The organism is Ramlibacter lithotrophicus, assembly GCF_012184415.1.
Lineage (GTDB): Bacteria > Pseudomonadota > Gammaproteobacteria > Burkholderiales > Burkholderiaceae_C > Ramlibacter > Ramlibacter lithotrophicus.
The window spans coordinates 131,694-143,828 of record NZ_VTOX01000003.1 but is presented as its reverse complement, the minus strand read 5'-3'; the positions used below and the strand labels follow the sequence as shown (position 1 = coordinate 143,828).

Annotated in this window: 11 protein-coding genes; 4 read left to right on the top strand and 7 right to left on the bottom strand. The window is 69.6% G+C overall.

Going from position 1 to position 12,135, the window contains the following annotated elements:
• Positions 1-215 precede the first annotated feature (215 nt).
• The 3 genes from ftsZ to RAMLITH_RS10510 all read left to right on the top strand — a co-directional run bounded on the left by ftsZ (position 216) and on the right by RAMLITH_RS10510 (position 2,631).
• Positions 216-1,454, top strand: coding sequence for a cell division protein FtsZ (gene ftsZ / locus RAMLITH_RS10520; protein ID WP_168107359.1), 1,239 nt, complete (start codon positions 216-218; stop codon positions 1,452-1,454).
• Between the two features lie 74 nt (positions 1,455-1,528).
• The gene (gene lpxC, locus RAMLITH_RS10515) at positions 1,529-2,452 is read left to right on the top strand and encodes a UDP-3-O-acyl-N-acetylglucosamine deacetylase (RefSeq protein WP_168107358.1); all 924 of its coding nucleotides are present in this window, start codon (positions 1,529-1,531) and stop codon (positions 2,450-2,452) included.
• A gap of 2 nt (positions 2,453-2,454) precedes the next feature.
• Complete coding sequence (locus tag RAMLITH_RS10510) at positions 2,455-2,631, top strand: hypothetical protein (RefSeq protein WP_168107357.1); 177 nt, start codon at positions 2,455-2,457, stop codon at positions 2,629-2,631.
• Here RAMLITH_RS10510 and RAMLITH_RS10505 read toward each other — a convergent pair.
• A complete protein-coding gene (locus RAMLITH_RS10505; protein WP_168107356.1) occupies positions 2,564-3,544 on the bottom strand; it encodes a LysR substrate-binding domain-containing protein in 981 nt (326 codons plus the stop codon). The genes RAMLITH_RS10510 and RAMLITH_RS10505 overlap by 68 nt on opposite strands.
• Positions 3,545-3,656: 112 nt before the next feature.
• Here RAMLITH_RS10505 and RAMLITH_RS10500 point away from each other — a divergent pair, with 112 nt between their 5' ends.
• Positions 3,657-6,242, top strand: a complete 2,586-nt coding sequence (locus RAMLITH_RS10500; RefSeq protein WP_168107355.1) for an OmcA/MtrC family decaheme c-type cytochrome — start codon at positions 3,657-3,659, stop codon at positions 6,240-6,242.
• A 128-nt stretch (positions 6,243-6,370) separates the two neighbouring features.
• Here RAMLITH_RS10500 and ruvC read toward each other — a convergent pair whose 3' ends face one another.
• The 6 genes from ruvC to RAMLITH_RS10470 all read right to left on the bottom strand — a co-directional run bounded on the left by ruvC (position 6,371) and on the right by RAMLITH_RS10470 (position 12,113).
• Positions 6,371-6,916, bottom strand: a complete 546-nt coding sequence (ruvC, locus tag RAMLITH_RS10495; RefSeq protein ID WP_168107729.1) for a crossover junction endodeoxyribonuclease RuvC — start codon at positions 6,914-6,916, stop codon at positions 6,371-6,373.
• A gap of 67 nt (positions 6,917-6,983) precedes the next feature.
• Entirely contained in the window at positions 6,984-7,730 is a 747-nt protein-coding gene (locus RAMLITH_RS10490) for a transglycosylase domain-containing protein (protein WP_168107354.1), read from the bottom strand.
• The gene (gene aroE, locus RAMLITH_RS10485; RefSeq protein WP_168107353.1) at positions 7,727-8,569 is read right to left on the bottom strand and encodes a shikimate dehydrogenase; all 843 of its coding nucleotides are present in this window, start codon (positions 8,567-8,569) and stop codon (positions 7,727-7,729) included. Before aroE ends, RAMLITH_RS10490 begins: the two co-directional genes overlap by 4 nt.
• The gene (locus RAMLITH_RS10480; RefSeq protein ID WP_168107728.1) at positions 8,566-9,417 is read right to left on the bottom strand and encodes an energy transducer TonB; all 852 of its coding nucleotides are present in this window, start codon (positions 9,415-9,417) and stop codon (positions 8,566-8,568) included. Before RAMLITH_RS10480 ends, aroE begins: the two co-directional genes overlap by 4 nt.
• Before the next feature lie 2 nt (positions 9,418-9,419).
• On the bottom strand, positions 9,420-11,486 hold the full coding sequence (locus RAMLITH_RS10475) for a ribonuclease catalytic domain-containing protein (protein WP_168107352.1): 2,067 nt from the start codon (positions 11,484-11,486) through the stop codon (positions 9,420-9,422).
• 42 nt (positions 11,487-11,528) lie between these two features.
• Complete coding sequence (locus tag RAMLITH_RS10470) at positions 11,529-12,113, bottom strand: YqiA/YcfP family alpha/beta fold hydrolase (protein ID WP_168107351.1); 585 nt, start codon at positions 12,111-12,113, stop codon at positions 11,529-11,531.
• Between the last annotated feature and the right edge of the window lie 22 nt (positions 12,114-12,135).

The window sequence follows — 12,135 nt, the reverse complement described above, 5'->3', positions numbered from 1 at the left end:
TGACGCACAGGACGCAAAAGGAAACCGAATGAGAAACGACGACGCCTTCTTCACGGGATCTTTTGCGTCCTTTGCGGATCCCTTGCGTACCGTGCTTCCGGAAGCCCGCGTTCACAAACGACGATGTCGGTGCACCGATCCGCCGCTCGCGCGTTCATGAAGGTCATCACAACAATCGCATCAATGGCAACTGCAAACGAAATCAGGAGAGCATCATGACCATCGAAATGATCGAAGTCGAAGAGTTCCACCTCGGCACCCAGATCAAGGTGATCGGCGTCGGCGGTGGCGGCGGCAACGCCGTGGAGCACATGATCGGCCGCGCCGTTCAGGGGGTGGAGTTCATCTGCGCCAACACGGACGCCCAGGCGCTCGCGCGCACCTCGGCCCACAAGAACATCCAGCTCGGCCAAAGCGGCCTGGGCGCCGGCAGCAAGCCCGAGAAGGGCCGCGAGGCCGCCGAGGCGGCCGTCGAGGACATCCGCGCCGCCATCAACGGCGCCCACATGCTGTTCATCACGGCCGGCATGGGCGGCGGCACCGGTACCGGGGCGGCGCCGGTGATCGCGCGCGTGGCCAAGGAGATGGGCATCCTCACCGTGGGCGTGGTGACCAAGCCCTTCGACTGGGAAGGCGGCCGGCGCATGACGAATGCCGACAATGGCCTCGCCGAACTCGAGGCCAACGTCGATTCGCTGATCGTGGTGCTGAACGAGAAGCTGCTGGAGGTGCTGGGCGACGACGTCACCCAGGACGAAGCCTTCGCGCACGCCAACGACGTGCTGAAGAACGCCGTCGGCGGCATCGCGGAAATCATCAACGTGCCCGGCCACGTGAACGTCGACTTCGAGGACGTGCGCACGGTGATGGGCGAGCCGGGCAAGGCGATGATGGGCACGGCGCTGGCGGCGGGACCGGATCGCGCGCGCATCGCCGCGGAGCAGGCGGTCGCCTGCCCGCTGCTGGAAGGCATCGACCTGTCGGGGGCCAAGGGGGTGCTGGTCCTGATCACCGCCGCCAAGGGCTCGCTGAAGCTCTCGGAGTCCAAGCTGGCGATGAACACCATCCGCGCCTACGCTTCGCCGGACGCGCACGTGATCTATGGCACCGCCTACGACGATGACCTGGGCGACCAGATCCGGGTCACGGTGGTCGCCACCGGCCTGTCGCGCCAGGGCCAGCAGCGCCGCACGGCCCCGCCGCTGCAGGTGCTGCGCACCGGCACCGACAACGTGCCGTTCCAGATCCCCACGATCAGCAACGCGGTCGCCGGCCCCGGCGCGGCGGCGGGCGCGGTCGCGCCGATCGTGACGCAGGCCGACTACGCCGGGATGGCCGTGCCGAGCGTGTGGCGCACCAACCGCACGCAGGCGGCGGCACGGGTCGACGCGCTGGCCAGCGGCGGCATGGACGACTTCGAGATCCCGGCGTTCCTGCGCAAGCAGGCGGATTGAGGGCGGCTCGCGCCGATCGGGGACATAGCCGCGGCCAATCGGCCGCGCGCGATGCCCCCCGTAAAATCGGAGCCATGCTCCAGCAACGAACGCTCAAGACGCTGACCCGCGCGGTCGGCGTCGGCCTGCACAGCGGCCAGCGGGTCGAGCTCACGCTGCGGCCCGCGCAGCCGGACACCGGCATCGTCTTCCGGCGCGTCGACCTGCCCGTGCCGGTCGACATTCCGGTGTCGGCCGAGGCGGTGACCGACACCCGCATGGCCTCGACGATCTCGCGCGGCGGCGCCAAGGTGCACACGGTGGAACACCTGATGTCGGCCTGCGCCGGACTCGGGCTGGACAACCTGTACGTGGACATCACCGCCGAGGAAGTGCCGATCCTGGACGGCTCGTCGGCATCGTTCGTGTTCCTGCTGCAGTCGGCCGGGATCGAACTGCAGCGGGCGCCGCGCCGCTTCATCCGCCTGCTGCGGCCGGTGGAGGTGCGCGAGGGCGAGGGCGAGAACCTCAAGTGGGCGCGCCTTGCGCCGTACCACGGGTACAAGCTGGCCTTCGAGATCGACTTCGACCACCGCGTGGTCGACTCGACCGGCCAGCGCTTCGAGTTCGACCTCGGCACCGGCTCGTACGCGCGCGACATCGCGCGGGCCCGCACCTTCGGCTTCACGAAGGACCTGGAGATGATGCGGGCGAGCGGCCTCGCCCTGGGCGGGGGGCTGGACAACGCGGTGGTGATGGACGACTACCGCGTGCTCAATGCCGACGGCCTGCGCTACGACGACGAATTCGTCAAGCACAAGATCCTGGACGCGATGGGCGACCTGTACCTGGTGGGCAAGCCGCTGCTGGCGGCCTACGGCGCGTTCCGTTCCGGTCACGCGCTGAACAACAGGCTGCTGCGCGCGCTGCTGGCCCAACCCGACGCGTACGAGCTCGCGAGCTTCGACGACGAGAAGCAGGCGCCCGCGGGCTTCGCCCGCCCCGCGCGGGCCTGGTAGCCATGCTCCTGTTCCGCTGGCTCATCCTGCTGCTGTTGCTGGCGGCGGCCGTGTGCTTCGCCTTCTACGCCGGCACCGGCCAGCCGAAGTTCAAGCGCTACGGGTTCGTGATCACGAAATGGACGCTGATCGCGGCGTTCGTGTTCTTCGCGGTGCTGATCCTGGAGCGGCTGGGCTGACATCCGGGGCCTGGCGCCACAGATCGCGCAGCGTGGTGCGTAGCCAGGTCACGCCGGTGTCGGCATTGAAGCGCTGGTGCCAGTATTGCCGTACCGTGGGCGCCGGCGGCCGGATCGGCGACTCCAGGATGCGCAGCGGCGCGGCCCGCTGTGCCAGCAGCGCCAGGGCGCGCGGCACCAGCGCCACGCAGTCGGTGTGCGCGACCACGTTCGGCAGCGCCACCAGGGAGGGCACCTCGACCTCCACCCGCCGATCAAGGCCCTTGGCCCGCAGGGCCTTGGCGACGTAGTCGTTCGCCCGCGAGTTCTGGGTGGCGACCACGTGCGGCAGCGCCACGAACCGTTCGAGCGACAGGCTCGTGCCGATGCCGCGGTGGCCGGTGCGCACGAGGCAGACGTAGTCACTGGCCTTGAACAGCGACTGCTGCATCACCGACGGTGACTTGATGGCATAGGTGCCGACCACCAGGTCAACCTGTCCCTCCTCGAGCTGCGGCGCGACATCCTTCTCGCGCAGGCTCACCACCCGCAGCCGTGCCGAGGGCGCGCCCAACGCCAGCCGCTCGATGATCTGCCCCAGCAGGATGGTCGTCGCCATCTCGCTGAGTCCGAGCGTGAACGTGCGGGTGGTGGTCGCCGGATCGAAGGCGCCGACTTCGAGAATCTCCTCGCGCACCAGTGCCAGCACCGTGCGCGACACCTGGCCGATGCGCTCGGCGGTCGGAGTGGGCCGCATGCCGGCCCGGGTCTTGACGAACAGGGGGTCGCCGAAGCGCCGCCGCAGGCGCGCCAGCGCGTGGCTCAGGGCCGGCTGCGACAGACCCAGCCGATCCGCAGCCGCGGAAACGCTGCCTTCGTCGAGCAGCGCCTCCAGCAGGAACAGGAAGTTCAGATCGGCGCGACTGTCATGCACGCCATGCATTATAGAAATGCGCGCCGCGCCATGGACTTCATGCGCCGGCCTTTCTAGCATCGGGACCGCACAGTCGAACAGAGGGACGTCATCCGACGTGACGGAGTCGAACATGAAATCCAGCTTGACCCGGTTCGCGCAAGCGACCATCGCCGCCATCACCTTGACCCTGGCGGGCTGCGGCGGCAGTGGCGGTGACGCCCCGCCCCCGGATACCACCGCACCCCCGCCGGCCACGGTGTCGGTGGCCGCTGCGCTGGCCGCGGCCGGCGCGCAGGCCGCCAACGACAGCTCGGTCAATTCGACCGCGGGCTTCAGCGTGCTGCAGCAAAACGGCGTGGCCGCCGTGACGATCGACAGCCCGCCCAAGGTCAACTTCGCCGTGTTCTCCGACGGCAAGGTCGTTTCCAGCGTGGCGGCCGGCAGCGTCAGCTTCGCGCTGGCCAAGCTGGTGCCCGGCAGCAACGGCGAGCCGGACAAGTGGGTCAGTTACCTCAACCGCACGGAAACGGCCACGGCCGGCGTGGGCCCGAACGGGGCGCCGGCGCTCGCCAGCGCGGTGCAAGCCACCAGCGAAGGCGGCACGGCCGGTCAACTGGCGTACAACCAGGACGGCTACTACACGTACACGTTCAAGGCGGACATCAAGGATCCGGCTCAGACGGCCGGTGTTGCCTTCGAGCCGGGCCGCACCCACCGCATCGTCATCCAGGCGCGGTACAAGAACGCCGCCGGTGAAGTGGTGCTGGTCAATCCGTACTTCGACTTCACGCTGGATTCCAGCGGCAAGTCGGTGGCCGCGACGGCGAGCCAGACCCGCAAGATGGTCGACATCGCCACGTGCAACAACTGCCATGACAAGCTGGCGCTGCACGGCGGCGGGCGGGTCGACACGCAGTACTGCGTGGTGTGCCACAACACCGGCACCACCGACGCCAACAGCGGCAACAATCTGGCGCTGTCGACCATGGTGCACAAGATCCACGCCGGCAGGATGCTGCACGGGCAAGGCGAGCACTACACCATCTGGGGCTACCAGAACAGCAGGCACGACTACAGCGAAGTAGGCTTCCCGCAGCCGATCCGCAACTGCGTCGCCTGCCATGACGGGGCCAACCCCAAGACGCCGCAAGGCGACAACTGGAAGAGCGTTCCCAGCAAGGAAGCGTGCCTGAGTTGCCACCAAGCCGGCACGACCAGTGGCTTCCACGCCACGCACGTGACCACGCTCAAGCTGGGCGCCTCGGCCGCCGCGATCTCCAACTCCACCTGCACCTCGTGCCACGGTGCGAGCAGCCCGCTGAGCGCCGACAAGGTGCACTGGGTGCAGGAACTGGCGAATGCCGCGCTGTACCAGGGCAGGATCGAAAGCGTCACGCTCAAGAAGGCCGCCACGGCGACGGCCCCCGGCCTGCTGACGGTGAGGTACGCCGTGGTGCACCCGGTCACCGGCGTGGCGTACGACCTGCGCGAAGGTTGCAGCGCCGCCGCCACCACGGACTCCGCCGGCACCTCGATCGTCGGCTGCAACACCAACTACCGCTGGGATGCGCAGATGGATCCGGCCAGATTCGGCTCGCCGCCCAACAGGTTCGGCACCTTCACGCTGCAGGTGGGCGCCGAAACACTGGCCGGCGTCACCGCGGACGACGTGACCGCGAGCGGTGCCGGCTGGGCCATGTACCGCGGCGCGGACGACGGCAGCCATCGCTACACGGCCGATATCCAGATTCCCGCCGGCGCGAAGGGCAACCTCCGCGTGCTGATGACCGGCTCCGTGGCCGAGCGCAGGCTCGATGCGGCGAGCCGCACCCCCATCGGCGCCGTTCCGGCCCGCACCAGCGCCGACCTGGCGTACGTGCCGGTCAAGAACGCGATCTTCGAAGCCAACGCGGCCACCGGCGCGGCTTCGACCGCCGCGGCGCGCCGCCGCATCGTCAGCAACGACGCGTGCAACAAGTGCCACGCCATCCTGGGCCTGCCGCTGGGCGCCGGCGACAAGCCCGACTTCCACAAGGGCGCGCGCAACAACGCCGAAGGCTGTTCCGTCTGCCACAACTCCAACCTGCCGGCGGCGTATACGCTGATGACGGACGGCAGCACCGGCCCGGTCGCGGGCGACAGCCAGCTGGCGGCCGGCAACACCAGCAGCTTCCTGCACGAGTCCTACCAGGCCAAGCGCTTCATCCACTCGATCCACGGCGGCGCCAGGCGCAGCTTCCCGTTCACCCACTGCATGAACGTGGGCGGCGAATACGACAAGGACGGCAGCAATACGGCCGCCGGCGGCACGCCGCTGGGCACCGGCACCTGCGTGGCGCGCCCGGACGGCAGCCTCTACCCCGGCGCCACCCACAACTTCAGCGCCGAGGTGGCCTACCCGGCCCGGCTGGCGAACTGCGCCAACTGCCACGTGAACGACTCGTGGAAGCAGGACCGCAGCGTGCTCGGCTCGGTCGTGTTCAAGCCCGCCGGCATGCCAGGCATGCTGGACTGGCTCGTGATCTCGCCCAAGGCGGCCACCTGCACGTCCTGCCACGACGCGAAGGCAGTGCAGACGCATGTGAAGAACATCGGCGGCGGCGCGTTCGGCAACTTCACGCAGAACGACCTGCTGTATGCCGGCAAGGTGTTCGAAACCTGCGAAGGCTGCCATGCGCCGGGCAGCGCGCTGGGCGCCGACGTGGTGCACAGGTAGTCCCCGGCAGTTCACCCCTTCTGCCGTCAACGACTCCAGCGGCAGCTTGGGCCGGGCCTCGCAAGCCCGGCCCGATTTTTTGTCGGCCAGGCGGGAGCCGGCATGGTGGTCCCGCGCCGCGGGTCAGGTCAGTAGCTGCGCCCGCCCTTGTACATCGCCGAAGTGCGCCGGGTCCCGCCGGCATCGGCGATCTTCTGCATCGTGAGGCCGGCGTGGGCGTGCGTGATCGCCAGGCCCAGCGCATCGGCGGCGTCCTTGCCGGGCAGGCCCGGCAGCCGCAACAGGCGCTTGACCATCTCCTGGACCTGCGCCTTCCCGGCCTGGCCGTGGCCGGCGACGGCGCGCTTCATCTGCAAGGCGGTGTACTCGGCCACCTCCAGCTGGCACGCGACCAGCGCCGTGACGCAGGCGCCGCGTGCCTGCCCGAGCAGCAGGGTGGCCTGCGGGTTGACGTTGACGAACACGATCTCCACCGCCGCCACGTCCGGCTGGTAACGCTGCCTCACTTCGGCGATGCCGTCGAACAGCACCTTCAGGCGCGCCGGCAGGTTGCCGCGATCGAGGTGGCTGGTGGTGATCGTGCCGCTGGCGACGTACGTGAGTGCGTGGCCGTCGACGTCGACCACGCCGAAGCCGGTGGTCTGCAGGCCCGGATCGATGCCGAGGACGCGCAAGGTGGTCATTGGGTAACCTCCGCCCTGCGGGCTGCGGTGCCATGAGCCTCCGGAGCGGCCGGGCGGCTCATGGCAGGTCCGCGTCGCGCATGCGGGCCGCGATGGTGGAGGCGCGACTCGCCAGGTAGCCGGAGTTCGGCAGCTTCTCGAAGTACTTGGGGCGCGGCAGCATGACGGCCAGGCGCGCCGCTTCGTACGCCGAGAGCTGCGCCGCCGGCTTGCGGTAATAGTGGCGCGCGGCCGCCTCGGCCCCGAACACGCCTTCGCCCCACTCGACGCTGTTGAGGTAGATCTCCAGGATCCGCTCCTTCGACAGCATCCGCTCCAGCGCGAAGGTGAGCACGATTTCCTGCCCCTTGCGCAGCAGCGTGCGCTCGCCCGACAGCAGCAGGTTCTTGGCCAGTTGCTGGGTGATCGTCGAGCCGCCGACGATCTTCGGCCGCTTCGGCGCCGCGAGCTGACTGCGGGTGGAGGAGCGCGCCTGCTGCCGCGCGGCGCGGGCTTCGGCGCGCTCGTTGCGCTCCCAGGCCTTCTCGAGCGCTTCCCAGTCCACGCCTTCGTGGCTGCTGAAACTGTCGTCTTCCGACGCGATCACGGCGCGCTTGAGGTTGTCCGAAATTCGTTCGTACGGCACCCACTGCTGGCGCCAGCGGAACGGCTTGCTGCCGGTGGCGATCCGCCACGCCTCCGAGCGCTGGAAAGTCGTGGACTGCGGGTCGACGGTCGCGGCCAGCGCGATGCGCACGAGGAAGAACAGCTGCAATCCGATCCCCGCGACCAGGACCAGCGCGACGAGCCGCCAGACGCGCTTCATGCCTGGCCGTCCACGATGGCGCGCAATTCGGCCAGTACCTGCGCCGACGGCGGCCGCACGCCGCGCCACAGGAAGAAGGACTCGGCGGCCTGCTCCACCAGCATGCCCAGCCCGTCGCGCGCGACCGCGCCGTGCGCCTGCGCCCACTGCAGGAACGCTCGCGCGGCGGCGCCGTACATCATGTCGCAGGCCAGCGCGCCCGGCCGCAGCACGCCGGGCGGCACCGGAACGCTGTCGCCCTGCAGGCTGCTGGCGGTGCCGTTGACGACGACGTCGAACGCGCTGGGCACGTCCGCGAGGCCGCTGGCCGCCAGCTCGACGCCGTGCCGGCGGGCCAGCGCCGCGTGCCGCGACACGAGGTCGGCGGCGCGGTCCCGCGTTCGGTTGGCCACGACCAGGCGTCGCGGCCCGGTCTCCAGCAGCGGGGCCAGCACGCCGGCCGCGGCGCCGCCGGCGCCGATCAGCAGCAGGTCGCGGCCGGCGACCGCCGTGGCCGCGTTCACGGTGATGTCCCGCACCAGGCCGATGCCGTCGGTGTTGTCGCCGAAGATGCCCTCCGCGTCGAAGCGGAGGGTGTTGCAGGCCCGGGCCAGCTGCGCGCGCGGCGTCGAGCGGGCTGCCAGCGCCGCGGCTTCGAACTTGAAGGGCACGGTGACGTTGCAGCCCTTGCCGCCTTCGGCGCGGAAGGCCGCGACGGCCTCGGCAAAGCCGCTCGGCTCCACCAGCCGCTTGCCGTATTCCACGCCTTGGCCGGTCAGTTCGCCGAAGCGCGCGTGGATCCACGGCGACCGGCTGTGTTCCACGGGATTGCCCATGACGCAGTAGCGGTCGGCACTCATTGTTCTGTCAGTTTCGTCTCGAGGGTTTCGTCGCGGGTGAACTTGAAGCGCGACACCACGACAATCTGGTCGGCCTTGCGCCGCATCGCGTCGCTGAAGCGGCCGAACGGGCCCGCGGTGCGGGCGATGGTGACGGCTCGCCGGTCGAGGGCCAGGCTCCCGGACGTCTGGGCGACTTCGGTGTCGAGCACCTTGCCGTCGAAGTTCACCGTGACGACCATCGTCAGTTCGCCATACAGCTTCCTGCCGGCCACCTCGGGGAAGTGGCGCGTACCCTGCTGCTCGATCTTGCGGCGCAAGGTGTCGTAGTAGATGGCATACACCTCCTCGCGCGTGGACGGGCTGATGTAGCGCTTCTTCGGCCGCGCGTTCTCCTCGTTGATCCGGCGCTCGATCTCGGCCAGCATCTTCAGCAGCTGCCGGCGCTTGTTCTCGCGCGCCTGGGCCTCCGGGTTGCTGGTCGGCTGCTTCGGGTCGGGCGGCGGCAGGGCGGCCAGCATCTTCTTGATCTGCGCCAGCATCAGCATCTGCTGCTCCTGCATGGCATCGATCTTCTTCTGGGCGTCCTCCGCCGAGTCGCCGATGGTCGTCAGCGCCGACGGCGGCAGCGGCGAGGTCGCGTGCCCGCGCAGCGCGTCGCCGCCGCCGGCCAGCGAGGTCTGGGCGATGGCGCGCGCCGCCTTGTCAGGCTTCTCGTTGGTCTTCGCGTTGACCAGGATGACCTCGAGCGGCGTGTCCTCGAACACGCGGTTGAAGCCTTCGGGGTCGACGAAGCGCACCGTCAGCAACACGGCATGGACGGCGAAGGAAGCGCCGAGCGCGATCTGCAGGGTACTGAGGGAACGCAGGTTCACGTCACGCGGGTGTCGGCCGCTGCGGCCGCTGTGGTGGATTCCTCAGTGTCGTTGACATCGACGGCGATCGCAATCGGGCCGGCCACCGGCTCGCCTTCCGCTTCCTCTTCCTCCACATCGAGTGGCTCGGGCGCCACATCGAGCCGCTCGACCACCGTCCCTTTCACGTCGAGCGTGATGGGGTCGATCTCCCCCAGCTTCACCCGTACGTGCGAGCCGCGCGGCAGGTCGGCCCCGCCCAGCACGGGCAGCACCAGCGGCAGGTGGTCGGCGCGCACCAGGCCCTCCTTGAACACGACGCCGGTCAGCTCCGCGATGCCTTCCTGCTGCAGGTAGCGCAGCGTCCAGAAGCGTTCCATCGCGGCCTGGTGGCCGTTGTACGCGCTGTACGCCGCGTCGAAGCTGGAGATCACGGAGAACAGCTCGGCGTCCTTGGGCTTGAAGGGTGCGACCAGCGCCGCCGTTCGGCCATGGCGGGCGGCGGCGATGATCTGCCACTGGTTCACGAGGTCCGTGTAGCGGCGCAACGGCGAGGTGCTCCAGGCGTAGCTCTTGACCCCGATGCCGGCATGAGGGAGCGCCTTGGTCCCCATGCGCACCTTCACGCCCGGCAGCAGGCTGGCCTGGCTGCGGTAGATGGCCGGCACCCCCAGTTCGGCCAGCCACGAGCCCCAGCTGCTGTTGGCGAGGATCATCGCCTCGGACACGATCAGGTCCAGCGGCGCGCCGCGGCGGCGCTCGGTGATCTCGACCCGCTCCTGGCCGGTCGGCTCCGAGCCGTCGTGGCCCGCCAGCCGGAAGTTGTAGTCGGGCCGGTTGAAGTTCTCCGGCTTGCCGCGCACCACCTCCCGCAGCGACTTCAGGTGCGTCGCCAGGCGGAACAGGAACGAGAGCTCGTCGCGCAACTGGTGCACCGGATGCGTTTCGTCGGCCTCGCCGGGATCGCCGCCGCGCAGCCAGTCCTCGGTGATCACCGCGTCGAGCTGGTCGTGGCGCAGGTTGTGGGTGACCGGAACGCGCTCCAGGCTGGTGCGCGTGCCCTTGAGCACGAGCGAGGCTTCGTCGTACTCGGCATAAAGCGACACCGCAGGACAGTCGCGTCCGGCCAGCAGCGTGTAAGCCTGCACCACGTCGTCTGGCAGCATGGTGATCTTGTAGCCGGGCATGTAGACCGTGGAGAGCCGCTGGCGCGCCACCTGGTCGATCGGCGTGGCCGGCTGCAGCGCGAGCCCGGGGGCGGCGATGTGGATGCCTACCGTCACGGTTCCGGTGCCCAGCCCTTGCACCGACAAGGCGTCGTCGATCTCGGTCGTGCTGGAGTCGTCGACCGAGAAGGCCTGCACGGTCGCGAGCGGCAGCTCCTCGCGGATCGGCGGCGCGTCCAGCGGCGGAAAGCCGGTGCCCTTGGGGAAGTTCTCGAACAGGAACCGCTTCCAGTGGAACTGGTAGGGCGAGTCGATCGCGCCGGAGCGCTGCAGCAGGTCCAGCGGATTGCTGTGCGTCGCGCGCGCCGCCTCCACCACCGCCTTGTATTCGGCGGCGTTCTTGTCCGGCTTGAACAGGATCCTGAACAGCTGGTCGCGGATCGGCTGCGGGCAGCGGCCGGCGGCCAGTTCCGCCGCCCAGGCCTCGATCTGCGCCTGCACCTGCTGCTTTTTCTCGATGGCCGCCAGCGCCTGCTGCAGGATCTCGGCCGGTGCCTTCCTGAACCGGCCGCGGCCGGCGCGGCGGAAGTAATGGGGCGCCTCGAACAGGCGCAACAAGGCCCCGGCCTGCTGGGCCAGGGTGGGGCGCTCGCTGAAGTACTCGCGCGCCAGGTCGGCGAAGCCGAACTCGTCCTCGGGCGCGAATTCCCAGGCGAGTTCGAGCTCGATCCCGGCCGCGACCGCCTGCGCCTCGCGCATCAGCTCGGCCGGCGCGGGCTGCTCGAACCTGAGCAGGACGTTGGCCGACTTCACCTTGACGCGCTTGCCGCTGTCGAGCTCGATCTGGGACGAGGCCTCCGCTTCCGACAGCACGCGGCCGGTCTGGAACTTCCCGGCTTCTTCGAACAATGCAAACATGGGCCGGATTGTCCCATGGGGACCCGGCGACGGCCGCCGCCGTCAGTCGAGCCCGAGGAACCTGAACACGTCCGGCAGGTGCCGTTCGAAGTCGGAGATGCCGTGGTCGCCGCCTTCCAGCAGCTTGATCCGCGCGCCGGGGTAGCGCGCCGTCATCTCGCGCCAGTCCAGCACTTCGTCGCCCTTGGCGATCACCGCGAAATAGTTCTCGGGCCGGCGCACGGGGCCGTGCTCGAGGGCGCGCAGTTCGTGGACGAATTCCGGGGCGAAGTAGAAATGTTCGCCGGGGGCGTGGAAGGCGGTCTGGTCACCGACGTGGCGCGCGAGGTCCCGGGCCGGGTCGACCGCCGGGTTGAGCAGCACGGCGCGGCAGCCGATGGTTTCCGCGACGTGCGTGGCATAGAAGCCGCCCAGCGACGAACCGACCACGGCCGTGCCCGCCACCGGCCACTGCGACATCCCGCGCAGGACCATGTCCATGGCCGCGCGCGGCGATGGCGGCAACTGCGGGCACCACCACTGCACTTGCGGGTGGCGGCGGGCCACCTCGCGCCCCATCAATTGCGCCTTGGCGGACCGGGGCGACGAGCGGAAACCGTGGAGGTAGGCGAGATGCGTGATCGGCACGCCGCCATCGTAGCCCACGCGC